The following is a 22,192-nucleotide window of genomic DNA, read 5'->3' on the forward strand; positions in this document are numbered from 1 at the left end:
TTGGTCTTTTGGTCCGTTTCTCTAGGGGGGGAAATCTGCGCGCGTGTCAGTCTTCGCGCACGATCATCACCGAAACCTTCGAGTGTTTTGCCATCCGACCGCCATGTGAGGGAAACAGATAGTCCGTTACCCCCGGCACGTGACTGGCCATCACCACCAGATCGGCGCCAATCTCCTTGCGCGTCTCCAGCAGGGCGTGGTCCAAGTCTACTGCAGGATCATGACAGACTACGCTGTGCGAACTGACCTTGTGACCATGGCTGGCCGCCTCGCCCTGGGCAAAGGCTTCGAGTTTGGCGGCGAATTCCTGTGGATTATGGGCCGCCGGGCCGGGTGTCGGCGCGGTGACTGCGACATAGCAGGTCTCGGCCTGATAAAGACGGGCCAGTTCGGCAGCCACCTGCGTCGCCCGCGTCAGTCGGGCAGCGTGAGCCAGATCAACCGGTACCATTATCTTGGTGAACACGGGTTATTTCTCCCTGTTATTGATACATTGCATCGCCGGTTTTCCGGTATGCACAGGTCGTTCCTCAGGGCAGCGGCCCTGTGAAACAGTCCCTTTGGAACAGTTTCATGACGATCAGCGTAACGTGAACAGGTCCGGGCGTGCAACCGGACACGACACTTGTGCGTCCGGTTGCGACCGGGATCGGGGCATATGTGCCCCCATGTCAACGCGAGGCGACGTCAGCCGTTCACGTCGACTACAACCCGGCCCTTGACGCGGCCTTTCAGGATGTCGGCCCCCAATTGCGGCAGATCCGCCAGTGTTGCCGGCGTCACCATCGCCTCGAGCTTGTCCATCGGCAGATCGCTGGCAATTCGCTTCCAGGCCCGCAGGCGATTGTCATAGGGCTGCATCACGCTGTCGATCCCCAACAGGTTCACGCCGCGCAGCAGGAACGGAATAACGGTTGTCGGCAACGCCGCACCGCCCGCCAGACCGACGGCCGCAACGGACGCCCCATATTTCATCTGCCCCAAGACGCGGGCCAACATCGTACCGCCCACCGCATCGATGCACCCGGCCCAGGTCTCGCCTTCCAGCGGGCGCTTGGTGGTCTCGTTGATCTCTTCGCGGGCCACGATCTGGCTCGCGCCCAGAGATTTGAGGTATTCGGCCGTTTCCGGGCGCCCGGTCACCCCGGCGACCTCATAGCCCAGATTGGCCAGGATCGCGGTTGCAACCGACCCCACGCCACCGGCGGCGCCGGTGACCAGTACGGGACCGTGACCCGGCGTCAGCCCGTGATCTTCCAGTGCCATCACTGCCAGCATCGCGGTGAACCCGGCGGTCCCCACGGCCATCGCGGCGCGGGTGTCCAACCTGTCAGGCAGCGGTACCAGCCAATCGGCACGTACCCGTGCCTTTTGGGAATAACCGCCCCAATGGGCTTCGCCCACTCGCCATCCCGTCAGCACCACCTTGTCGCCCGCCTTATAGCGATCGTCCCCAGAAGCCTCGACCGTTCCGGCAAAATCGATGCCCGGGACATGTGGGTATTTGCGTACCAACCCGCCGCCGGATCCGATGCACAATCCATCCTTGTAGTTGATGGTCGAATATTCAACGGCCACCGTCACATCGGCCTCGGGCAGATCATCCAACCCGATCTGCTGCACCGCGGCGCTGGTCTTGCCGCTGTCTTCATCCTTGTTCACAACCAAAGCATTGAACATGGTTCACTCCTTTTCTATCAGCCTTGCCCAACGCCCGACCGTTATCTGTGTAGCTGAGGGCATCCCACCGGATGCGCCGGACCTTTTGGCGCTAGGCCCAGAACCGTTCTTGCACCGTCGCGCGATGCGGCCCCCCTGGCACGTTCACCATGATCTCAGTTCCCGGATCCCAGTGCGTCATGCGCACCATCCCCACGGCAACGTTGGTTTCAAAATCCGGGCTCCAGGCCGCGGAACTGATCCGCCCCACCTGCGTGTCATTGGCCATGATCGGCCACCAACGGTCACAGTTCGGCACCGGCGGCCCGTCGATGGAAATCGCACGGATTTGCTGGACGGGGCCTTCCTTGGCAACCCGCAACAGCGCGTCCCGGCCGATGCAGCCAATCGCCGTATGTGTGTTGCAAAACCGGCCCAGCCCGCATTCGTGCGGCGTGTTGTCATCGGTCATGTCATTGCCATAGCTCAGCAACCCGCCCTCAATCCGCTCGATCAGATTGGGACACCCCGCATGCACATCCATGCTCTTGCCCGCCTCCATAAGCGTGTTCCAGAGGGGCATGCCGATATCGCTGCCCTCGACATAGATCTCGAACCCGCCCTGCTTGGAATACCCCGAGCGCGCAATCACCATGTCACGGCCCTGGAAATCAAAGACCCCGAACCGGAAGAAGCGGAGATCGCGCACCCGATCCCCAAAAACATGCGCCATCAGATCGTCCGCCTTCGGACCCTGTACCGCCAATGGCGAGACATCCGGCTCGTCCACCAAGACGTCCAGCCGCCAGCCAATGGCCGTGGCCCGCACCCAGTACAGCAAATCGCTGTCCGCAATCGAAATCCACCACCGATCCTCGGCCAGCTTGACCGCCACCGGATCGTTCAGCATCCCGCCGGTTTCATCTACGATGGGGACATAGGAACATTGCCCTGGCGTCATGCCCCGCAGATCGCGCGGCGTCAGCATCTGCATCAGACGCGCCGCATCCGGTCCGCGCAATTCCACCTGGCGTTCACAGGCAACGTCCCAGACCTGTACCGCCTCTTTCAGATGACGATAGTCTTCCTGCACACTGCGAAAGACGGTCGGCAACAGCATGTGGTTGTAGACCGTAAAGGCCTTGACGCCAGCAGCCTCGACTCCGTCGGAAAAAGGCGTTCGGCGCAGGCGGCGCGACAGGGCAATCAGCGGGGCGTTCATTCGTTCTCCTCCGGCAAAAACACAAGGTCCGTGACCGGGGCGTTCAGGCCAGCGGCGGTCATCATCGCATGAACCTGCCCCCGATGGTGGGTCTGGTGGTTGAACATATGAGTAACGCACAGCGCCAAAGGTCGGGAAACCTGTTGACCCATCGACCCCGAATACCAGCTCAGGTCACCCTGCAGAGCGATACTGTCCAGCGCGTCAGCCCACAGGCGGATGCGACCGTCCGTGCGAAACCGTTTGGCATCCCACGCACCCAGCGTAGGGCACAGGCTGGGACTGTCGGCAATTCCGCCACCCGGAGCAGCCCCCCCATCAAAGCGCGACATCCATGCCAGATCGCCCCACAACAAATGGTTCAACGTTCCCAGGATCGAGCCGAAAAACGCCTTGCGATCCCGGGTCAACTCTTCGGGGTCCACTGCTTGCAGAAGAACCGACAATTGCCGGTTCTGCCACGCATTGTATCGCGCCATCACCCTGCAATATTCACGCGTGATCATTGCTTGGCCCCATCCAGTATGGCGTGTTGATAATCACCATATCCTTGTCAGCATCCGATCCGCCGACCGGGGTGACGACACCCTGAATCTTACGGCCAACCGTGATGTGGCGGGACTTTCCCTCGGGTTCATAACTGGCCGGCTGACGCTCATGGCCCGGACTCTCGCGCGCCAGAATCTCGATCAATCCGGTGGATCCCTTGGCGGTGCCGCTGAAGAGGGTGACCAGCGCATCGTATTGTTCGTCGCTGGAGCGGTCATCGATCAATAACGCGACCTTCCAGTTGCCGCGCCCCATAATGCCGGGGATCTCGATCATCGGGCCAGTGTTCAAACCGCTCAGATCAAGGCCTCCATACGCGCCGCTGTCGAGGCGTACGCCGCCCCATGTCTGGCGATGCCCTTCCGTGGGTGGATGCTTGCCCAGACGGACCACGCATGGGCAGAATACCGTACAATTGCAGTTCAGAATCAATTCATCCTTTAGCGTCCGGGGAACGGTTCCAATCGCCATTTCATCCAAGGCCATGGGCATTTCCTCCATATGTCCAGTCAGATCAATTTTATCGTCGTCAAACCGGAAGCGACCAGCGAGGCCACCCGGCGGCATCCGGCGTCAGTGTACACAGACCCGCCCGGAACGCGCTGCCATAGATCTCTCTGGCGGCCCGCAGATCCACAGGCACGGACACCAAGTAAAAACGACACATGCCACAAAGATCATGCCGAACATGGTCCGCCAATGCAGTGCCGCCATGGATCGGATCCGATCTGCGAACATGTCTCCTCCGGCGACTCAACCTCTTGCGTTTTAAATGTCAGACTTTTAAATGTCAGACAAATAAAAAGTGAACCCGATGAAAATTGACCCCAAGAGCACCGCCGACCTGTCAGCACAGATTGCGGGCGCAATTCGCGACGCAATTATGCAAGGGGATCTGATCGTGGACGAGCGTCTGCCCTCGGAAGCGGAACTGGCGGATCAATTTGCCGTTTCGCGCCCGACGGTGCGCGAGGCCCTGAAACGGTTGGCGGCGCAATCGCTCATCCGCACTCAGCGCGGTGCCACCGGCGGAGCCTTTGTCAATCGGCTCAGCTATCCGGATGCCTATGCGCAGCAAATTACCACGTCGACATTGCTGCTGTCGATGAATGCAATCAGTTTCGAAACCGCCTGCGAGGCGCGTTATGCGATGGAGCGGGCCTGCGTGCCGCTGGCCGCGCAGCGGCGCAGCCGCGATCACCTTGCCACCATGCGCGCCGAAATCCACCGCCAATCCCAATCGGGGCTGACCGACGAGGCATTCTGCGCCAGCGACGTCGCCTTTCATCGTGCGCTTGTGGATGGTGCTGGCAACCCGGTGCTGTCCTATCAATTGGTCGGCGCGGTCGAAGCCATGCAACCGTTGATGAACATGATTACGTTCACCGCCCGATCCCGCGATGCCATCGTTGCATTGCACGTCGCCATCGCAGACGCGATTGATGAACGCGACGGGGTTGCCGCAAGCGAGAGACTTTCCGCGCTCGAAGCCGAAACTCTCAAACTTGCGCACAGTGTCTTTGTCCTCCGCTCGGCCGGACAATGATCCAATGCAGTTGGGTCCGGTCCCGCCACAGCGCTCTTCGCAAGGGGATGACCTCGACCTGCCCCGGCGGCGGCCCTACAACGAATGTCCCGATTTTAACCTTGCCAGAAAATTGATCGCAACACGCTGCGGCGATTGCAAACGCAGCAGCAGCCGCCTATATTGCATTTGTCCTTCGGGACTATGGACATAAACGCGCTCGTCATAAGCGGATCGGACCCGGGGGCGGTACCCGGCGGCTCCACCACCATCCTTCATTTGGGGATCATGGGGCCGAAATAGGATCGACGAACGTCTAAAGGGGTTAGCTTTGTCTCGGCGGGGTGCCACCGTATCGGCCCGAAAAGTACAATTGCAAATGACAATCGTGCTCCGGTTGCCGTTGCTGCGTAAGCAGTAACCAAACCGAAACTTAAGCCCTTGCGCCTAGCAGCGCAAGGCGGGGTTCGCAGGCACCTGGCAACAGAAGCCTGCACTTTCCCGTAAAGTTTGCGCTTGAGTTGAGAATTTGTTCACGCTTGGGGCGCATCCTCTGTCTTAACGATGGAGATACCGATGAACAAAGCCGACTTGCTACGAAAGTTCTACGAAGATGTTTGGGTCAAGAACAATCTTGACGCCATTGATCTCTACTTTTCGGCCAACGCCGAAGCGGGCGGCATCATACCCGAAATGAGTTTTGGCCCTGACGAGTTTCGAGAACTTGTCTTTGCCGTCCGCAACCTTTTGGGCGAAATCGATATCGATATGCCCATCGTGATCGAAAATGGCGAATGGGCTGCTGGCATCATCAAGGCCCGCACCTCGCGTGCGGACAATGGCGCACCGGTGGAAGTGACCGGTCAGACCATGGCACGTTTCGAAGGCGACAAGCTGGTCGAAGCGTACAATCAATTCGACTATGTCTCGCTGTTCGAACAGCTGGGCCAATTGCCGCCCGATACCCTCCCGATCTGCATGACCGGTCAACGGCTGGCTTGGGCCTGAGGTCCGAATCGGATCCCCAAGCCGGGGCACCAGCAAATGGCATAGTCGGATATCCAAGGGTGCCTTGTGGCCACATCCCCCACGAACGCCCCGCCACACCACGGTCAACGTCCGCATGTTTACCCTGAAGCGGAAGACATGCTCAAAACGGCGACCCGCAGGCCAATTTTCCGATCTTCCCGCCGTCAAGGCCAAGCCATCTGATCGGGGCAGCGTCGATGTTGACCCAAGGCTTGAACTGCGCCCTGAGGCGATCCGGACACTCGGCACCTATCCCATGACACCACCGGATATCAGGAAACTGGCACACGCATTCGGGTAAATTCGAATGTTGCTCTTAGGCGGACCCGCGGCGCAAAATGCGCTGATGCACAGCCCCCGGCCAAGAAATGCGCCTGGCGCAGAATACAGAGTTTTCTGCGCCCCTTTGCTCCTGGCGCTGCCCGAGCCAAGGGCCACGCACCTGCGGTTCACGATGCATTTTCTGTTCCGCACAGTGCAAACCCGCACATTTCGACCGATATCTTTGCCGCAGCCAAACCTCAGCAGCCTGCCTCACAGGCGTTGGGCTAGCCGGGATCGCCCTAATTCCGGTCGTAGGTCCGCGCTTTGGGATGGTGCCCGCATTGTCAGTGATGGCGGCGCTGAGAGCCCGCACCTATTTGGTATGAAACAAATTCTGGTTGTTGCAGGGTTTTGTTTCTGATCGAATCCCTCCATGCTGAATCCAACCGTATCTGGGGAAACACGATGTCCCGTGAAATTGACTATGGAAACCTGATGCACACTGCAATGCGCGGTCTTATCAAGACCGTGCTGCAGGACGTGGCCGACCACGGCTTGCCTGGCGCGCATCATTTCTTTATCACCTTTGACACCTCACATGCCGATGCAGAATTGGCCGATTGGTTGGCCGACAGGTACCCGGGGGAAATGACCGTGGTCATACAACACTGGTTCGACAATCTGGTGGTGGCAGAGGACGGGTTTTCTATCACGTTGAATTTCGGAGACGCGCCCGAACCTCTGTATATTCCCTATGATGCGATCAAGACCTTTGTCGATCCATCCGTCGAGTTTGGCCTGCGGTTCGAATCCGCCGAGGACGACGACGAAGCCCCGGTTCCGGCAGCCATCAATACAGATCACGTCGAAGAAGACGAACCAACATCGTCCAAGCCGGACGCCGAGGTCGTGTCGCTTGACAGTTTCCGCAAATGAACAGCAGGGGCGATGCGCTAATTTTCGACGCAAGCCCCCCTGTTTGGACCAAGAACCAACAACTTAGTCGAGTTTTTTCAAGTAAGCTTCGATCGTGCGTTGGTGTTTTCCGTCACTGATCCGGTTGAATTGCAAGTCCAGCCCATCCTGTGACAGGGTCCGGTCGAACTGTTGCAACTCATAGCCGCCATCGGCATCGACAAAAAGCGAATAGATAGTCAGCGTATCTCCGGTGATCCGGGCCCAGACATAGGGCTCTCCCTTCATCGGGTCCAACTGGACCGCGTGGCCGAAGACATTTTTTTTCATGGCTGCCGCAAAGACGCCCGCCCGTTCACTGGGCACAAAATCAATATCATAGGTGCTTTCCTTGGTCTCCCCTTTCGCTTTGTGGGTCAGGGTCGTCCATTGCACCGAGAACCCCTTTTGGGTCTCGCGGATCGTCACGCTCAAGTCGCGCGGCGAAATGGTGCCATCGGATTCAACCATCTCGGCCGATCCGGAATAACTGCCAACGAACCGCTGAATATCGGCCAGCGCGGCCTGCACATTCAACCCGAAAAGAAAGATCAACGCGCCAAATAAAACGCGGCGGAGGCCGGTTACCGACAATGGGCAGATAGGGTGCACGTCACTTCCTGTCAGTTTTTCCTGTTGTGTCACGGGCCGCCAGCCCGACCTTCACCTTACAGGCTGACGGGTTAAGAACAACGTGGCAAATCCGCAATGCGCGGGATTTGACCACCTGTCAGACGGGACTGCGCGCAACTGGCCGATTGCACCCTGCCCCCACGGCAGTTAAACCGCGCGCAACCGCAGACCTGACGGAGTGACCAGATGTCCAATACCCGCACCGAAACCGACAGTTTTGGCCCGCTTGACGTTCCAGCCGACAAGTATTGGGGCGCACAGACCCAGCGCTCGATTCTGAACTTTCCAATCGGATGGGAAAAGCAGCCGGTGGCCATCGTTCGCGCCCTTGGCGTGATCAAGAAAGCCTGCGCGCAGGCGAACAAGGCCAACGGGAAACTGGACGCACGTCTGGCCGATGCCATTATACAGGCAGCGGGCGAGGTGATCGAAGGCAAGTTCGACGATAATTTCCCGCTCGTGGTCTGGCAGACCGGATCGGGCACCCAGTCCAACATGAACGCCAACGAGGTGATCGCCAACCGCGCCATTGAAATCCTGGGCGGGGTGATCGGATCGAAAAATCCGGTGCATCCGAACGACCACTGCAACATGGGGCAATCCTCGAACGACACCTTCCCCACCGCGATGCACATCTCGGCGGCGATGAGCGCACGTGACGTGCTGCTGCCGGGACTGGAAAAGCTGCATGCCGCCCTGCAATCCAAAGTCGACGAATTCGACGGCATCATCAAGATCGGCCGCACCCATACACAGGACGCAACCCCCCTGACCCTCAGCCAGGAGTTTTCCGGCTATACTCATCAGGTCGCGATGGGCATCCAACGGGTCAGGGATGCCCTGGGTCGGATTTACGAGCTGGCACAGGGCGGCACAGCCGTGGGCACCGGGCTGAACACCCAGCCTGGCTGGGACAAACAGGTCGCCGCCAACATGGCCGAAATCACCACCCTGCCCTTTGTCACCGCCCCCAACAAATTCGAAGCCCTGGCCGCACATGACGCCATGGTCGAGATCTCCGGTGCGCTGCGCGTTGTTGCCGTCAGCCTGTTCAAGATCGCCAACGACATCCGCCTGTTGGGGTCGGGGCCGCGCTGCGGCCTTGGCGAACTGATTCTGCCGGAAAACGAGCCCGGCAGTTCGATCATGCCCGGCAAGGTCAACCCGACCCAGTGCGAGGCACTGACCCAGGTTTGCGCCCAAGTGATGGGCAATGATGCCGCAGTCGGTTTTGCCGGCAGCCAGGGTCATTTCGAACTGAACGTCTACAAGCCGATGATGGCCTATAACGTGTTGCAATCGATGCAGCTTCTGGGCGATGCGGCGAGCGCGTTCACCGACAACCTGGTCGCGGGGCTTCGCGCCGATGAAGTTCGGATCGAGAAACTGATGCGCGAATCCCTGATGCTGGTCACCGCATTGGCCCCCGAGATCGGCTATGACAACGCCACCAAGGTCGCCAAGACTGCGCACAAGAACGGAACCACGCTTAAGCATGAGGCCATTGCGCTTGGCTATGTCGATGAAGAAACCTTTGACCGTGTGGTGCGTCCCGAACTGATGGTCGGACCCAGGTAATGGCAGAACCGGTCAATCTGAACCGGTTTCGAAAGGCAAAGGAGCGGGCCGAAAGCAAGGCCCGCGCCGACACGAACAGTGTGAAATTCGGGCGCGGCAAGGCCGAGCGGGACCTGGACCGCGCCCGCAAGGACAAGGCCCGCCGCGACCTGGACGCCCACAAGGGCGAGACATGAGCAGGCGGCCCAAGAAACGATCGCTGACCCTGCACGGACACCGCACCTCGGTGTCCCTGGAGGATGAATTCTGGAGTGCCTTCTGCGAAATCGCCGCACAAGACGAGCAACCCATCAATGCCCTGGCAGCCCAAATCGACGCCGAACGCGGCAGCGATACCGGCTTAGCCTCTGCAATTCGCCTCTTCGTATTGGCCCGGTTGCGGCAAACTTAGCGCGATTTGACTTCTGCACGGCCCTGCACCCCGGTCTCATCCAAAGGATCCCCATTTCAGGAGTATTCGCTATTTCCCCGTAAAGCCGTTCGACAAAATTTTGAAGCGGCAGGAGTCTAGCAAGGTTCTTTTTAGGTCGCTCCAATTGACAGGATCATAGATGCCAGCCCCCGTATCGAAGGCGCTTTGCGCGCCTATCTGGGGGCGTTCTGTTGTTGCTCGACTCTTGAAACGCCCAAGCTTTGTACACAATACAATGCACTGGTCGCACCATCGCAATAAAGCAACCGCCGACGCGCGCGAGAAGCACGGCTGCCGGTTCCTTTATCAGCCGCCATACTCGCCGAACATCGACCCGGGCGTACGAGCCTTCTAAAAAAAAAAGCGCAAAGCCCATCGCCAATGCATCGGCGTGGGTTCATTCACTTCAGTGTCCAAGGCCATCGGCGACATCTGTCAAATGTACCCCCTCCACTGGGCTACAGAGCCCACATCAAGGCTGCAGATACGTCTCAAAACGATATCGAAAGGCGCTATGAACGCGCGGCCCTCTGGCGCGATCCTTAGGCAAGGTCAGGCGTTTTTGATCTCGTGCAGGGGGCAAACGACCAACGACAACAGGGTTGCGCCCGCCCGCCGAGTATTTTTTTGGCTGATATTCCACCCAAGGCCCGCCAAACGTAAGAAAGTTTCAAAAATAGCCTTCAACGGATCACATTTTCACCCACATTGCCGGTTGACGCCCCTTTCCTCCGCCCATAATGTCCGCCCAGCATTCAAGGAGCCTTGGGTATGACGACCCTAGTCGTAATTTCGGGAAACAAGCGCATGGGCCGGTAACGGTAAACCATATCAAGACCCATGCGCCCCCGTCAAACCGGGGGCTTTTTTATGCGCAAGACGCTGTCGCGGATGGAGCAAAGCAGATGACACGTGAAATGACCGGAGCAAAGATGTTGGTGCAAGCACTGAGGGATCAGGGCGTCGACACGGTATTCGGATATCCCGGCGGTGCCGTACTGCCCATTTACGACGAGATTTTTCAGCAGAACGAAATCCGCCATATTCTGGTGCGTCACGAACAGGGCGCGGTTCATGCTGCCGAAGGTTATGCCCGCTCGACCGGAAAGCCCGGAGTCGTTCTTGTGACTTCCGGACCCGGCGCGACCAACGCGGTCACCGGATTGACGGATGCGCTGATGGACAGCATCCCAATTGTTGTGTTCACCGGCCAGGTTCCAACCTTCATGATCGGCTCGGACGCCTTTCAGGAGGCCGATACCGTCGGCATCACCCGCCCTTGCACCAAGCACAACTGGCTGGTCAAAGACACCGACAAGCTGTCCACCACCATCCACGAGGCGTTTCACGTGGCAACGTCGGGCCGTCCGGGTCCGGTCTTGGTGGACATTCCCAAGGATGTACAATTCGCCACTGGCACCTATTTAAAACCCTCCACGACGGCGTCGCATTATCAGCCGCAGGTCAAAGGCGACATCGAGGAAATCACTGAACTGGTTGCGGCGATGGAAAAGGCCAAGCGCCCGATCTTCTATACCGGCGGAGGCGTGATCAACTCTGGTCCCGCCGCCAGCCAGCTGTTGCGTGAACTGGTGGACGCCACTGGCTTTCCGATCACCTCGACACTGATGGGACTGGGGGCCTATCCGGCCAGCGGCAAGAACTGGCTGGGCATGTTGGGCATGCATGGGTTGTACGAAGCCAATCTGGCGATGCACGATTGCGATCTTCTGATCAACATCGGCGCACGGTTCGACGACCGGATCACAGGGCGTATCGATGCCTTCAGCCCGAAATCGACCCGGGCGCATATCGACATCGACCCCAGCTCGATCAACAAGGTAATCAAGGCCGACATACCAATCGTCGGCGACGTGGCGCATGTGCTCGAAGACCTGCTCAAGGTATGGAAATCGCGCGGCCGCAAGACCCAGGCCGAAGCCATTGCGAAATGGCACATGAAGATTGATACTTGGCGCAAGGTCGATTGCCTGGCCTTTACCGCCAACGAAAACTCGATCAAGCCGCAGCATGCGCTGGCGCGTCTTGAGGCGCTGACCAAAGGCCATGACCGCTATATCTGCACCGAAGTCGGACAGCACCAGATGTGGGCCGCGCAGTATCTGAACTTTGAGGACCCCAACCGCTGGATGACGTCCGGCGGGCTGGGCACGATGGGTTATGGGTTTCCTGCCTCGATCGGGGTGCAGATGGCGCATCCCGAAAGCCTGGTCATCAACGTCGCAGGCGAGGCCAGCTGGTTGATGAACATGCAGGAAATGGGAACCGCGGTGCAATATCGACTGCCAGTCAAACAATTCATCCTGAACAACGAGCGTTTGGGCATGGTGCGCCAATGGCAGGAATTGTTGCACGGCGAACGCTATTCCCATTCCTGGTCCGAGGCGCTGCCTGACTTTGTCAAACTGGCCGAAGCCTTTGGCGCAAAAGGCATCATTTGCAAGGATCCGGCGGATCTGGATGACGCGATCATGGAGATGATCAACCACGATGGACCGGTGATCTTTGATTGCCTGGTCGAGAAGCACGAGAATTGCTTCCCGATGATTCCCTCAGGCAAGGCGCATAACGAGATGCTGCTGGGCGAAGCGGAAACCCAAGGTGTGATCCAGGCCGGTGGCGCGGTTCTGGTATAAGAATTTTCCCGCAAAAATTTACCGGGAAACCACGGATTTTCCCGACGTTGCGATCAAAGGAAGGGACAACATGTCTGCCCTACACATCAAAAAAGGTGCCTCCAAGCACTCGGCCTATAATCTACGTCCGACATTTTCGGACGTAGACGAACGTCACACGCTGGCGGTCCTGGTCGAAAACGAACCGGGCGTGTTGGCCCGTGTGATCGGACTTTTCGCGGGGCGCGGTTATAACATCGAAAGCCTGACGGTGGCCGAAGTCGATCACACCGGTCATCTGTCCCGCATCACCATCGTCACCACCGGCACGCCCCAGGTGATCGAGCAGATCAAGGCGCAACTGGGCCGTATCGTTCCGGTCCACGAAGTGCATGATCTGACCGTCGAAGGCGCATCGGTTGAGCGCGAACTGGCAATGCTGAAAGTGGTTGGCGAAGGCGACAAGCGGGTCGAGGCGCTGCGCCTGGCCGACATTTTCCGCGCCAGCGTGGTGGATAGCACCCTGGGCAGCTTTGTCTTTGAAATCACCGGCGCACCCGACAAGATCGACGCATTTGCCGATTTGATGCGCCCTCTTGGCCTGGTTGAAGTGGCCAGGACCGGCGTGGCGGCCCTGTTGCGCGGCGACTGACTCAGGCGCTGTCGAAGTAAACGCGCGGAGCGCAAGTTCTCGATGCGGCGCGCAGGTGTATACGCGATAGCAGGCAAGCAAAGCAGGTGTCACGCCGGCCCGGATTCAGGGTCTGCGGGCACCGATTCCCGGTTCTGCACCAACCGCAGATGCACGCAGGACAAAGGTGGAATTCAATCTCTCACCTACAACCTGACGCCTTGGGTCCACTCCGGACGCCGATAATGGGCCAGGTCCCCTTGATCCCTGCCCCATATCACGGCCTCATTGTGCTTGGTCGTGCTCCACGGCGCCGCACCGAACATTCACTGCCCGTCCTTCCCATTAATTCGACTCTGAAACAAAACCTCGCGAACGCACCATAAATAGCAGGTGCCAGTCTCTTGCATTTTGTGCCCGAAAGCGTAGCTTTATGAAACAGATTGGCAATATAATTGATGCTAATCAGCATCATATTTTACGGCTCACTTGCAGGATACGACCTTGTCAAAAGCGGATTCTGGGAAGCGCCATTCGAACCTTTAGGAGGCCCTGAGGGGCTATGTCAAAACCGGCCAAATCCCCGATAGAGCTGCGCAACATGTTCGGCGCAAATTTGCGTTTGCTATCCCGCCAGTACCCTTCAATCTCGGAGCTGTCGCGCCGTCTGGGCATTAACCGGACCCAATTTAATCGTTACCTTTCTGGCGAAAGCTTTCCACGCCCGGATGTTCTGGACCGGATCTGCACCTTTTTTGACGTGGATGCGCGTATCCTGCTGGAACCGGTCGGCGGCCTGGGCCTTGCGGATTCGGTTTTGCACGGCCCGGTTCTGGCGGAGTTTGTTGGCGCAGGGGTCAACGCCATTCCGCAAGAGGATTTCCCAAACGGGTTTTTCCGGTTCTCACGCCGCAGCTTTACCGACAACACCCGATTTCTGGTCGGCCTTGTTTATGTGTTTCGCAGCGCAAGGCACACCTATGTACGTGGTTACGAGGCGCGTGAAGCAATGCGCCAACAGGGCCAACCCGTGGAAGCGCGGGCGCGGGAATTTCGCGGGTATGCCATCCGCCACGAAGACGGTGTCGCGCTGATGATTTCGCGCCGCAAGGCAATGACCAGTTCTTTCAACTACCTTGCCCGCGTGGCCTCGTTCGAGAACAATTTCTGGGTCGGCTTCGTCAGCCGCGCCGTTCGGGAGAACGCTGATACAGAGCGTGTGACCCGCATGGTCTACGAACATCTCGGCGATCAATGGGCGGGCGTTCTGGATGCCGCCCGCAAGACCGGCTTCAAGACCAAGGAAGAGTTACTGCCGTTTCACCGCCGATTGTTGCAAACTGACCAGCCCTTTCGCTGACGGAATCGGAAATTGGGCCGGTGATGTCGCGGTGAGAAAACTTTCGTCGCTCAAGGAGCGGACATGGCCCACATTTGGGAACAGAAAAGCGAAAGACCTGCGGAGAGTGCCATGCCCCCTAATCTAACCGATCTGTCCACCGTTCGCCGTCCGATCGACAGCGCTCAGGGCCTGCCCAACCCGCACTACATTGATGCCGCGGTTTTTGAAGAAGAAAAGCAAGCGCTGCTGTTCAACCAATGGGCCGGTTTGGCGACGGCTTCGGAAGTGCCCGAACCGGGCGATGCTGTGCCAATGACGTTCCTGGGCATGCCACTGCTTTTGATTCGGGACAAGCAGGGCATCGTGCGCGTGTTCCAGAACACCTGCCGCCACCGCGGTATGATCCTGGTCGATGCCCCACGCAAGATCGAGGGTGCGATCCGCTGCCCCTATCACAGCTGGTGCTATTCAACCGAAGGGCACCTGGTCAGTACCCCGCATGTGGGTGGGCCGGGACAAAACGCCCATGTCGGCATCGACCGCGCCACGCTGGGCTTGATCGAGGTGCGCAGCCATGTCTGGTTTGATGTCGTCTGGATCAATGTCTCAGGCGACGCGGCGGACTTTGCCGACGCCATGTCGGACCTACTGGCGCGATGGGCCGAGTTCGACAAACCCCTGTTCCACGGCGGCCCGGAAAGCCGGTTCCAGCTGGACGTGAATTGTAACTGGAAACTGGCGGTCGAGAACTATTGCGAAAGCTATCACTTGCCTTGGGTGCATCCCGGTCTGAACAGCTATTCCAGGCTGGAAGATCACTATCATATAGAAAAGCCAGGCGAATATTCCGGTCAGGGCACTCTGGTCTATCGCCAGATCACCAACGAGAACGGCGAGGTATTTCCCGATTTCGAAGGGCTGAACTCCAAGTGGAACACTGCCGCCGAGTATATTGCAGCCTATCCCAACGTATTGCTGGGCGTTCATCGGGACCATGCCTTTGCCATCATTCTGGTGCCTGATGCGCCGGACTACACAGTCGAACACGTGCATCTTTATTACCCACAGCCCGCAACCGACGAAGGCCTGCGCGCACGAAATGCGCAGCAGTGGAAAACCGTTTTCGAGGAAGACATCTTTGTGGTCGAAGGCATGCAGCGCGGTCGCCGGGCACCCGGGTTCGATGGTGGTCGTTTCTCGCCCGCGATGGATGGCCCGACCCATCTGTTTCACGATTGGGTGGCCTCAAAGATACAGGATCATCGCTCGGCAGCCTGCGCCGCCGAATGAGCGACCTGGGCGCACGGCTGCTGGATGCCCATGGCGCGCGCGATCGGGCCGCTCTGGTTGGGTTATATGCCGAAGCTGCTGATAACGTGTCCAATCCGGACGCGGCAGCGTTCTATTTGACCCATGCCTATGTTTATGCGCTGGAACTGAACCATCCATCGGCCCCGGCCTTGCGTGCGCGGCTGGTGGCCAGCGGACGGGAACGGGAGTAGGACATGTCGCGTTCAGTTGTTTTGCCAGTAAAACGAAGAGTGCTCTAACAGGCTGAATCGACCCTTATCTGATCATAGACATGCCAGCTGGCATGGCCAAGCAGCGGCAGCACAAGAAAAAGTCCGGCGAACCAGGGGATCAGGGCGGCAAACGTCAGGAGAGCCAGACAGAACGCCCAGGCCATCATCGGGACCGGGTTGGCCATCACATATTTGAAACTTGTGATCATTGCGGTGACAAAATCAACCTCACGGTCCAGCAGCAGCGGCAGAGAGAGCACCGTAATCATGTACAACAGCAACGCGAACATTGCCCCCACCAGGGTGCCCACAGCCAACATCGTCAGACCGTTCAGGGTCAGAAAAACATCGAACGAAGATGAGATATTAGTCATCGTCGACAGCCCCATGAACAGCGCAAAGATCATGTGACCGATAAAGAACCACCACAGGAATACCACGATGATTATGGCACAGATTGACGGCAACTGACGCCGTCCCTGGTGTAACACCACCCCAAAGATCCCGCGCCAGTCCAACGGTACACCCTGCTCCAGCCGCCGCGAAACCTCATACAGGCCGACTGCGGCAAAGGGACCAATCAGCGGAAATCCGATCGCGGCCAATACCAGCCAAAAGGTCGTCCCGGTCCATGCCGTGATCCAGGCCATCAGCCATCCCCCCAGCACGTAAAAGCCAGCAAAGATCAGCCCATACACCGGCGCGCGCCGAAAATCCTGCCACCCCCGCGCCAGAGCCGTGCGCAGGATGTCCCCAGTCATGGGGCTCAGCGCGGGCGCGCCGTGTTTCTGCTCTGCCATCATTCGCCTCCTCCCAGGCACACGGTTACATGGCCGGGTGTTTTTGCGGCCAGCCCGTTGCGGCGTGATACGCTGCACCCAGTCGCAGCAACGCCGCGTCGCTATCGCGTGGGCCAAAAATCTGCACTCCCATCGGCAGTCCCTGCGCCCCGAACCCGGTCGGCACGGCCAGCGCAGGCAGACCGATCAGGCTGACCGGAATAACCACCTGCATCCAGCGGTGATAGGTATCCATCGCGTGCCCATTGATGCTGGTCGGGTACGGCAACTCGGCATCGAAGGGCCAGACCTGGGCCGAAGGCAAAACCAACGCATCGTATTTTTCAAACAGCTTTGCCGCAACCTGAAACCAGTCCGACCGGATCACGCTGGCCTTGTGTACGTCTTCCGCCGACAGGCTCAGGCCGCGTTCGATCTCCCACAGGGCACTGTCCTTGAGCGGCGCATCTTGCTGCAGCAAATGCGCAAGCCCGCCCGCAACCTGCCACGATCGCAGGTCGATCCAGCTTTGCCAGATGGCTTCGGCGGAAAACGGGGCGACAACCGGTTCGACGATACAACCCAGTGTTTCAAACACCGAAAGCGCGGCCTTGGAATTGTCCAGGATGCCCTCTTCCATGGGCAAAGCGCCATCCCAATCCCCCAACCAGCCAATGCGCAGCCCCTTTGGGTCGGCGGCCCGCAGAGGGGAAACCGGCGCTGCCGCAAAACCATGTGGCTGCCGAAGATCGGGTCCGGACATCACGTCCAGCAACAATGCGATATCTTCGGGGCTGCGCGCCATCGGCCCCAGTGTCGCGAGCTGGTGCAGGAACGTATCGCCCCTGGCTTCGGACGGTATGCGTCCCCAACTGGGCCGGAACCCGTAAACGTTGTTCCAGGCCGCCGGATTGCGCAGGCTGCCCATCATGTCCGAGCCATCCGCCAGCGCCGTCATCCGGCAGCCAGCGCAACAGCCGCGCCACCGGAAGATCCACCACAACTGCGGGTCACGTCATAGGGGTTGCGGGTCACCCCATAGACCGGGTTGAACGTATGACTGCCCAAACCGAATTCGGGCGTGTTGGTCTTGCCGATCAGGATAGCACCCGCCGCCCGCATCCGCGCCGCGACCAGATCGTCCTGTTCCGGCACGTTGCTTGCAAGCGATGGCGATCCGTGGCTGGATACAATGCCAGCCACATCCATCAAATCCTTGACCGCAATCGGCAGGCCATGCAGCGGACCGCGATTGGGGCCTGCATCGAATGCCTGCGCTTGGGCCAACAAGCCCTCTGAATCCCGCAGTCCAACGATGGCGTTGACCTGCCCATTGACCTGATCGATCCGATCCAGCGTCGCCTGCATCAATTCGACGGCTGAAACGGCACCGCTTGCCAGATCGGCAGCAAGCTGGGTTGCGGGACGTTGGCTCAATAGCATCGCGGCTCAATCCTGTGTATTGATTGCCGCCAGCCTAGTCCCAGTTCCGTGCCAGGCAAGCCCCGAATGCCGCCCGATCAGGCAAAATCGAACTCCGACGCCGTCAGTGTGACCCCCGCCGACCCGACCAACAGGATCACACCGCCATCATAGTCCACCCGCAGATCCGCTCCCTGATTGACAATTGTCAAATCCGCAAAGCCACCGGTATGACCCAAAAGCCGCAGCGTATCCAATCCAAGCTCGTAATCTTGCACCCTGTCGGTGCCGCCACCATTGCCAAAGACAAAAGTATCGGCCCCGTTGCCCCCGATCAGCGCATCGTTTCCTGTGCCACCGACCAAGGTATCATTGCCGTTGCCGCCACGGATCACATCGTTGCCGGCCTCGCCGCGAAACACGTCCGCACCGCCGCCACCGTTGAATGTGTCGTTGCCGTTGCCGCCCCAGACCAGATCCGCTCCGTTGGCGTCGTTCTGGCCGTTGTCGAAAAAGATATCGTCGCCGTTGCCCAGATAGACCTTGTCCTTTCCGTAGCCGCCCCAGACCCGGTCGTTGCCGTCGCCGCCCCAGATGGTGTCGGAATGGGTGCCGCCGTAAATCCTGTCGTCGCCGATGCCGCCCCAGATCAGATCGTTCCCGGCCTCGCCGTGGAATTCATCGGCACCGCCACCACCATTGATCTTGTCATTTCCGTTGCCTCCCCGCACCATGTCGGACCCATTGGCGTCGTTCTGGCCATTGTCATGGAACACATCATTGCCACTGCCCAGAAACGCCTTGTCCTTGCCATTGCCCCCCCCAAACCACGTCATTGCCATCGCCGCCATGCAGGATGTCGTACTGATTGCCGCCAAAGATCCGGTCGTTTCCAGCGCCGCCATGGATCGTGTCATTGCCGTCATCGCCACGCAAAACGTCATGGCCATCCTGCCCGCTCAACGTGTCAAAGCCCTTCTTGCCCCGCAACACGTTGTCGCCCTGGTCGCCGGTCAGGGTGTCGTCCTTATGGCTGCCGATCAGGTTTTCCATGCCTAACTGGGACACGTACCCCAATGCACCGTTCGTGGCGGGCGCGACATCCTGCCAGCCGTGATTGTTCAGATCGAAGCTGATCCCCTGGCTGAACGATGAAAAGTCCAGCGTGTCCTGTCCTGAGGATCCGTTGACGGACACGCCGCCGTCCTGTTCCATTTCGCTGATCCGTATGATGTCATCCCCCGAGCCCAGCCAGACCAGCCCGCCACCCGATCCGATGTTCACGGTATCGTTGCCTTTGCTGGTGCCAATGAATTCGGCAAACTTCGATCCCGTGGTGATCGTGTCATCGCCATTTCCGGTTCTCACGGATCCGACCCAGACATCGCCGATTTCAATGGTGCTGGTTCCACTGGTCCTGATCGAGCCGATATCTCCACTGCCGGTTCGGACGTTGTTTGTCTCTGCATCCAGTTGCACAGAACTCGTGTAACCTGACCCAAGTTGCACATCGTGGCTGTCGCCGTCCCACCCAACCATGTGATCAACCCGTGTCGAAATCAGATCGACATCCGAGTTCAGCCCCAGCACCAGCATTTCGATCCTGCGCCCCGGGTCATCGTTCAAATCGGTGATGGTCGTGTGATGTTTATCGCCTGCGATGCGGAAATACCTGATCGCCCAGTTCGAGCCGGTCAGATCTGCCGTTGCAACCAGGTCGTCGGGCCCCGCAAGATACTCGCTGTAGATATCCATACGAGTGATATCGGGCGGAGTTCCGCTCCATGTGCGAACCGATGTTCCGGACAGTCTGGGTATGTCATTGATGCCGTCAACTGTAATATTATGTAATTTGGTGGCCATTTTCCGTCCCTCCACTCGTTAATGAGAATGGACAGAGAATAGCACAATGATGCTGATCAGCGTCTCGCCCTGATGGGCTAGCCTACTCGGGCTAGATCAGCCCTGAGCTTCGGCGCGCGACTTGCCCGAAACGTCCAGCGCCAGCGTGGCGGCCATAAAGCCGTCCAGATCGCCGTCCAGAACACCCTTGGTATCGCTGGTTTCATGATTGGTGCGCAGGTCTTTCACCATCTGATAGGGCTGCAGAACATAGGACCGGATCTGGTTGCCCCAACCCGCGTCTCCCTTGCTTTCGTGCGCTTCGTTGATGGCCATGTTGCGGCGGTCCAGTTCCATCTGATACAGCCGCGATTTCAGCGCCTTCATGGCGATATCACGGTTCTGGTGCTGGGATTTCTCGGAACTTGTCACCACGATCCCGGTCGGATGGTGGGTAATGCGGACAGCGGAATCCGTGGTGTTGACGTGCTGCCCGCCGGCACCGGAACTGCGATAGGTATCGATGCGGATGTCGGACGGGTTCACCTCGATTTCGATATTGTCGTCGACCACCGGATAGACCCAGACCGAACAGAAAGACGTGTGTCGCTTGGCTGCGGAATCAAACGGGCTGATCCGCACCAGCCGGTGCACGCCGCTTTCCGATTTCAGCCAGCCATACGCGTTCTGGCCGCTAATCTTGTAGGTCGCGGATTTGATCCCGGCCTCATCCCCGGCACTTTCGGATTGCAGGTCGACCTTGTAACCCTTTTTCTCGGCCCAGCGGACATACATCCGCGCCAGCATGCTGGCCCAGTCACAGCTTTCGGTGCCGCCTGCCCCGGCGTTGATCTCAAGGAAAGTGTCGTTGCTGTCGGCCTCTCCGTCCAGCAGCGCCTCAAGCTCTTTTTGGGCCGCCTTCACTGCCAGCGCCTTGAGAGCGTTTTCGGCGTCGGTCACAACTTCGACGTCGTCTTCCATCTCGCCCAATTCGATCATCTCGACATTGTCGGACATGTCCTGCTTGATCGAACTGTAGGTCTCCATCGCATCCACCAGCATCTGACGGTCGCGCATCAGTTTTTGCGCCGCGTCGGGATCATCCCACAGGTTTGGATCCTCGACACGGGCATTGAATTCCTCCAACCGGTGCGATGCCGTTTCCCAGTCCATCCGCTGAGCCAACAGGTCCAGGGATTTCTCGATTTCGGCAACTGCGTTCTGGATCTCGGCGCGCATGGCGGTCCCTGCGGTTCATTCTGTGAATGCAGGTGATAGACCAGCACCGCAGGGGCGGCAAGCGGTGGGCTGATCGCAGACAGCAAAAAAACCGGCCCTGGACGGGGCCGGTCTTCTTTGCGGGCCTGACGCGGACCCGAAAACAAAGCCGTTTGCGTCCAGTCCAGCGACGGTGGCGTCGATCAATTGCAGCGAATGTCCACCCGATCCGGTCACGGTGCCGCCGCCAAAGTCGAACATCGCGGCCTGCACCTGGGAAAAATTGTTCAGGCCGGACCGCTTCGACAGATTGATCTTGTCTGGATTGACGTCAAAGACAAAAACTGCGGCCCCGTCGAAGAGAACGTCGTTGCCAGTGCCTCTGCGCGACACGCCAGTTCCATCGCCGCCACGCAAAGCATCGGCACCATCGTCACCGCGAAAAGTGTCGTTTCCTCCGCCGTGCATGAAATCATTCCCATCTGCGCGCCGGGCAGCGCGGATTAAAACCTTCACGGCCTTGCCACCGTGGCCACGATAAATAAAACTGGGCGCGTCAAGGTCGCCGGGCGACCGGTGTGAGGCGCTGCGCAGAGGCTTTGTCTCAGGCGGTTTCGATACCCGCAAATGCCACGGTCCACTTGCCGCCCGCAGAACTCGTGCTCTTATCCCCCGCGAAATCGAAATGCGGTGGAACCCGGACTCGCCCGGTATCAGGGCGCAAAGCGAAGCCCTTGGAATTTCAAGGTATCTGAGCCTGTGTTGTTGCGACGCCTGACCCGAGCCCACCGCCGAAGCCGCGCTGAGACAAGAATGCATTGCGTGAAACTGTCCGGTCCGCGCCGCGATCACCGATAGTGTCGCAACGCTTGGCATACCAGAGACTGTTGCCCTAGGATAAACCCGTCAGGGGTAAAGCGGAGTCCCGCCTTATAACGATTTGCGCAACACTGCCGCGCGGGCGGCGGAAACGC

Annotated in this window: 22 protein-coding genes, 1 other RNA gene and 1 pseudogene; 12 read left to right on the top strand and 12 right to left on the bottom strand. The window is 58.9% G+C overall.

The window, feature by feature from the left end; genetic code table 11:
• Positions 1-46 precede the first annotated feature (46 nt).
• The 5 genes from NANH_RS0106390 to NANH_RS25665 all read right to left on the bottom strand — a co-directional run bounded on the left by NANH_RS0106390 (position 47) and on the right by NANH_RS25665 (position 3,916).
• On the bottom strand, positions 47-466 hold the full coding sequence (locus tag NANH_RS0106390) for a universal stress protein (protein ID WP_027261270.1): 420 nt from the start codon (positions 464-466) through the stop codon (positions 47-49).
• A gap of 221 nt (positions 467-687) precedes the next feature.
• Entirely contained in the window at positions 688-1,680 is a 993-nt protein-coding gene (acuI, locus tag NANH_RS0106395; protein ID WP_027261271.1) for an acryloyl-CoA reductase, read from the bottom strand.
• A 91-nt stretch (positions 1,681-1,771) separates the two neighbouring features.
• Positions 1,772-2,881: a dimethylsulfoniopropionate demethylase gene (locus NANH_RS0106400; RefSeq protein ID WP_027261272.1), complete on the bottom strand. Its 1,110-nt coding sequence runs from the start codon at positions 2,879-2,881 to the stop codon at positions 1,772-1,774.
• Positions 2,878-3,387: a DinB family protein gene (locus NANH_RS0106405; protein ID WP_027261273.1), complete on the bottom strand. Its 510-nt coding sequence runs from the start codon at positions 3,385-3,387 to the stop codon at positions 2,878-2,880. Before NANH_RS0106405 ends, NANH_RS0106400 begins: the two co-directional genes overlap by 4 nt.
• Positions 3,374-3,916, bottom strand: a complete 543-nt coding sequence (locus NANH_RS25665; protein WP_081710544.1) for a DUF1326 domain-containing protein — start codon at positions 3,914-3,916, stop codon at positions 3,374-3,376. Before NANH_RS25665 ends, NANH_RS0106405 begins: the two co-directional genes overlap by 14 nt.
• Positions 3,917-4,244: 328 nt before the next feature.
• Here NANH_RS25665 and NANH_RS0106415 point away from each other — a divergent pair, with 328 nt between their 5' ends.
• The 4 genes from NANH_RS0106415 to NANH_RS0106425 all read left to right on the top strand — a co-directional run bounded on the left by NANH_RS0106415 (position 4,245) and on the right by NANH_RS0106425 (position 7,184).
• Positions 4,245-4,976, top strand: coding sequence for a FadR/GntR family transcriptional regulator (locus tag NANH_RS0106415; RefSeq protein ID WP_027261274.1), 732 nt, complete (start codon positions 4,245-4,247; stop codon positions 4,974-4,976).
• 131 nt (positions 4,977-5,107) lie between these two features.
• Positions 5,108-5,453, top strand: a transfer-messenger RNA (tmRNA) gene (gene ssrA / locus NANH_RS27830).
• Between the two features lie 78 nt (positions 5,454-5,531).
• Positions 5,532-5,963: an ester cyclase gene (locus tag NANH_RS0106420; protein WP_027261275.1), complete on the top strand. Its 432-nt coding sequence runs from the start codon at positions 5,532-5,534 to the stop codon at positions 5,961-5,963.
• A gap of 750 nt (positions 5,964-6,713) precedes the next feature.
• Entirely contained in the window at positions 6,714-7,184 is a 471-nt protein-coding gene (locus NANH_RS0106425) for an SspB family protein (RefSeq protein ID WP_027261276.1), read from the top strand.
• A gap of 63 nt (positions 7,185-7,247) precedes the next feature.
• On the opposite strand, the gene NANH_RS0106430 is transcribed toward NANH_RS0106425, so the two are convergent.
• A complete protein-coding gene (locus NANH_RS0106430; RefSeq protein WP_027261277.1) occupies positions 7,248-7,814 on the bottom strand; it encodes a hypothetical protein in 567 nt (188 codons plus the stop codon).
• A gap of 207 nt (positions 7,815-8,021) precedes the next feature.
• Here NANH_RS0106430 and fumC point away from each other — a divergent pair, with 207 nt between their 5' ends.
• The 8 genes from fumC (at position 8,022) to NANH_RS0106470 (ending at position 15,936) form a co-directional block, all read left to right on the top strand.
• Positions 8,022-9,413: a class II fumarate hydratase gene (gene fumC / locus NANH_RS0106435; RefSeq protein ID WP_027261278.1), complete on the top strand. Its 1,392-nt coding sequence runs from the start codon at positions 8,022-8,024 to the stop codon at positions 9,411-9,413.
• Positions 9,413-9,589 carry a DUF4169 family protein gene (locus tag NANH_RS0106440; protein ID WP_027261279.1) on the top strand — a complete coding sequence of 59 codons (177 nt, stop codon included), beginning with the start codon at positions 9,413-9,415 and terminating at the stop codon, positions 9,587-9,589. The genes fumC and NANH_RS0106440 overlap by 1 nt, the downstream gene beginning before the upstream one ends.
• The gene (locus NANH_RS0106445) at positions 9,586-9,804 is read left to right on the top strand and encodes a ribbon-helix-helix domain-containing protein (protein WP_027261280.1); all 219 of its coding nucleotides are present in this window, start codon (positions 9,586-9,588) and stop codon (positions 9,802-9,804) included. Before NANH_RS0106440 ends, NANH_RS0106445 begins: the two co-directional genes overlap by 4 nt.
• A 926-nt stretch (positions 9,805-10,730) precedes the next feature.
• A complete protein-coding gene (locus NANH_RS0106450; protein WP_027261281.1) occupies positions 10,731-12,482 on the top strand; it encodes an acetolactate synthase 3 large subunit in 1,752 nt (583 codons plus the stop codon).
• 70 nt (positions 12,483-12,552) lie between these two features.
• Positions 12,553-13,113 carry an acetolactate synthase small subunit gene (ilvN, locus tag NANH_RS0106455; RefSeq protein WP_027261282.1) on the top strand — a complete coding sequence of 187 codons (561 nt, stop codon included), beginning with the start codon at positions 12,553-12,555 and terminating at the stop codon, positions 13,111-13,113.
• A gap of 541 nt (positions 13,114-13,654) precedes the next feature.
• Positions 13,655-14,452, top strand: a complete 798-nt coding sequence (locus NANH_RS0106460; RefSeq protein ID WP_027261283.1) for a helix-turn-helix domain-containing protein — start codon at positions 13,655-13,657, stop codon at positions 14,450-14,452.
• A gap of 111 nt (positions 14,453-14,563) precedes the next feature.
• A complete protein-coding gene (locus NANH_RS0106465; RefSeq protein WP_027261284.1) occupies positions 14,564-15,724 on the top strand; it encodes an aromatic ring-hydroxylating oxygenase subunit alpha in 1,161 nt (386 codons plus the stop codon).
• Positions 15,721-15,936, top strand: a complete 216-nt coding sequence (locus tag NANH_RS0106470) for a hypothetical protein (protein ID WP_027261285.1) — start codon at positions 15,721-15,723, stop codon at positions 15,934-15,936. Before NANH_RS0106465 ends, NANH_RS0106470 begins: the two co-directional genes overlap by 4 nt.
• Positions 15,937-15,980: 44 nt before the next feature.
• On the opposite strand, the gene NANH_RS0106475 is transcribed toward NANH_RS0106470, so the two are convergent.
• The 6 genes and pseudogenes from NANH_RS0106475 to NANH_RS0106500 all read right to left on the bottom strand — a co-directional run bounded on the left by NANH_RS0106475 (position 15,981) and on the right by NANH_RS0106500 (position 21,686).
• Positions 15,981-16,757, bottom strand: a complete 777-nt coding sequence (locus NANH_RS0106475; protein WP_027261286.1) for a DUF2189 domain-containing protein — start codon at positions 16,755-16,757, stop codon at positions 15,981-15,983.
• A gap of 25 nt (positions 16,758-16,782) precedes the next feature.
• A pseudogene (locus NANH_RS25670) lies at positions 16,783-18,179 on the bottom strand (amidase).
• A 77-nt stretch (positions 18,180-18,256) separates the two neighbouring features.
• Positions 18,257-18,994, bottom strand: coding sequence for a calcium-binding protein (locus NANH_RS25675; protein WP_161631364.1), 738 nt, complete (start codon positions 18,992-18,994; stop codon positions 18,257-18,259).
• Positions 18,936-20,021, bottom strand: a complete 1,086-nt coding sequence (locus NANH_RS0106490) for a calcium-binding protein (RefSeq protein ID WP_081710433.1) — start codon at positions 20,019-20,021, stop codon at positions 18,936-18,938. Before NANH_RS0106490 ends, NANH_RS25675 begins: the two co-directional genes overlap by 59 nt.
• Positions 20,022-20,117: 96 nt before the next feature.
• The gene (prfB, locus tag NANH_RS0106495) at positions 20,118-21,239 is read right to left on the bottom strand and encodes a peptide chain release factor 2 (protein WP_027261288.1); all 1,122 of its coding nucleotides are present in this window, start codon (positions 21,237-21,239) and stop codon (positions 20,118-20,120) included.
• A 15-nt stretch (positions 21,240-21,254) separates the two neighbouring features.
• Positions 21,255-21,686: a hypothetical protein gene (locus NANH_RS0106500; RefSeq protein WP_027261289.1), complete on the bottom strand. Its 432-nt coding sequence runs from the start codon at positions 21,684-21,686 to the stop codon at positions 21,255-21,257.
• Positions 21,687-22,192: the final 506 nt, after the last annotated feature.

The organism is Sedimentitalea nanhaiensis DSM 24252 (assembly GCF_000473225.1).
GTDB lineage: Bacteria > Pseudomonadota > Alphaproteobacteria > Rhodobacterales > Rhodobacteraceae > Sedimentitalea > Sedimentitalea nanhaiensis.

What these genes read in the sequence shown, in the direction of transcription:
- acuI (WP_027261271.1), bottom strand. Translation starts at nt 1,680, where the DNA reads ATGTTCAATGCTTTGGTTGTGAACAAGGATGAAGACAGCGGCAAGACC.
- NANH_RS0106400 (WP_027261272.1), bottom strand. Translation starts at nt 2,881, where the DNA reads ATGAACGCCCCGCTGATTGCCCTGTCGCGCCGCCTGCGCCGAACGCCT.
- NANH_RS0106405 (WP_027261273.1), bottom strand. Translation starts at nt 3,387, where the DNA reads ATGATCACGCGTGAATATTGCAGGGTGATGGCGCGATACAATGCGTGG.
- NANH_RS25665 (WP_081710544.1), bottom strand. Translation starts at nt 3,916, where the DNA reads ATGGCCTTGGATGAAATGGCGATTGGAACCGTTCCCCGGACGCTAAAG.
- NANH_RS0106415 (WP_027261274.1), top strand. Translation starts at nt 4,245, where the DNA reads ATGAAAATTGACCCCAAGAGCACCGCCGACCTGTCAGCACAGATTGCG.
- NANH_RS0106420 (WP_027261275.1), top strand. Translation starts at nt 5,532, where the DNA reads ATGAACAAAGCCGACTTGCTACGAAAGTTCTACGAAGATGTTTGGGTC.
- NANH_RS0106425 (WP_027261276.1), top strand. Translation starts at nt 6,714, where the DNA reads ATGTCCCGTGAAATTGACTATGGAAACCTGATGCACACTGCAATGCGC.
- fumC (WP_027261278.1), top strand. Translation starts at nt 8,022, where the DNA reads ATGTCCAATACCCGCACCGAAACCGACAGTTTTGGCCCGCTTGACGTT.
- NANH_RS0106440 (WP_027261279.1), top strand. Translation starts at nt 9,413, where the DNA reads ATGGCAGAACCGGTCAATCTGAACCGGTTTCGAAAGGCAAAGGAGCGG.
- NANH_RS0106445 (WP_027261280.1), top strand. Translation starts at nt 9,586, where the DNA reads ATGAGCAGGCGGCCCAAGAAACGATCGCTGACCCTGCACGGACACCGC.
- NANH_RS0106450 (WP_027261281.1), top strand. Translation starts at nt 10,731, where the DNA reads ATGACACGTGAAATGACCGGAGCAAAGATGTTGGTGCAAGCACTGAGG.
- ilvN (WP_027261282.1), top strand. Translation starts at nt 12,553, where the DNA reads ATGTCTGCCCTACACATCAAAAAAGGTGCCTCCAAGCACTCGGCCTAT.
- NANH_RS0106460 (WP_027261283.1), top strand. Translation starts at nt 13,655, where the DNA reads ATGTCAAAACCGGCCAAATCCCCGATAGAGCTGCGCAACATGTTCGGC.
- NANH_RS0106465 (WP_027261284.1), top strand. Translation starts at nt 14,564, where the DNA reads ATGCCCCCTAATCTAACCGATCTGTCCACCGTTCGCCGTCCGATCGAC.
- NANH_RS0106470 (WP_027261285.1), top strand. Translation starts at nt 15,721, where the DNA reads ATGAGCGACCTGGGCGCACGGCTGCTGGATGCCCATGGCGCGCGCGAT.
- NANH_RS0106475 (WP_027261286.1), bottom strand. Translation starts at nt 16,757, where the DNA reads ATGGCAGAGCAGAAACACGGCGCGCCCGCGCTGAGCCCCATGACTGGG.
- NANH_RS25675 (WP_161631364.1), bottom strand. Translation starts at nt 18,994, where the DNA reads ATGACGTGGTTTGGGGGGGGCAATGGCAAGGACAAGGCGTTTCTGGGC.
- NANH_RS0106490 (WP_081710433.1), bottom strand. Translation starts at nt 20,021, where the DNA reads ATGGCCACCAAATTACATAATATTACAGTTGACGGCATCAATGACATA.
- prfB (WP_027261288.1), bottom strand. Translation starts at nt 21,239, where the DNA reads ATGCGCGCCGAGATCCAGAACGCAGTTGCCGAAATCGAGAAATCCCTG.
- NANH_RS0106500 (WP_027261289.1), bottom strand. Translation starts at nt 21,686, where the DNA reads ATGCACGGCGGAGGAAACGACACTTTTCGCGGTGACGATGGTGCCGAT.